Source organism: Pseudomonas sp. ICMP 460, from assembly GCF_002723595.1.
In the GTDB taxonomy this organism is placed as follows: Bacteria; Pseudomonadota; Gammaproteobacteria; order Pseudomonadales; family Pseudomonadaceae; genus Aquipseudomonas; species Aquipseudomonas kitaguniensis.
On sequence record NZ_LKBR01000063.1, the window covers coordinates 1 to 583 of the forward strand.

A 583-nucleotide genomic window follows, 5' to 3' on the forward strand; every position below is an offset into this window, starting at 1 on the left:
AGTTCGATGCGGAAACCACGGATTTTTACTTGCTGGTCGTTGCGTCCCTGGTACTGCAAGGTGCCGTCGGCACGCCAGGCTACCAGGTCGCCAGTGCGGTACATCAGGCCCGCGTCGCTGAACGGGTCGGCGAGGAATTTCTCTGCGGTGAGGTCCGCACGGTTCAAGTAGCCCAACGCTACGCCTTGGCCGCCGATATACAGCTCACCGGTGACGCCCACCGGCACGGGTTGCTGGCGCGCATCCAGCACGTAGGCGCAGCTGTTGCCGACCGGGCGGCCAATCGGAATGCTGCCCTCGTCTGCCCGCGTGATTTCATAGGTGGTCGAGAACGTAGTGGCTTCGGTCGGGCCGTAGCCGTTGAGCAAGTGTTGCGGTGCGCCGTCTTTTAGAACCCGCGCGATCACGCTCGGGTCGAGTACGTCGCCACCGACAATCAGGTAGCGAAGTGTCGCGAAGATCGGCAACAAACCCTCAGCGTATTGATGAAACAGGCCAGCCGTCATCCACAGCACATTGACTGCTTCAACACTGAGCAAATCGGCAAATGCCTGTTGCGACAGCAGCACGTCATGATCGACGA

1 protein-coding gene is annotated in these 583 nt (G+C 60.5%); it reads right to left on the reverse strand.

Going from position 1 to position 583, the window contains the following annotated elements; genetic code table 11:
• The coding region (locus tag AO240_RS24970; RefSeq protein WP_143505462.1) for an AMP-binding protein at positions 1 to 583 on the reverse strand (583 nt) is incomplete at both ends.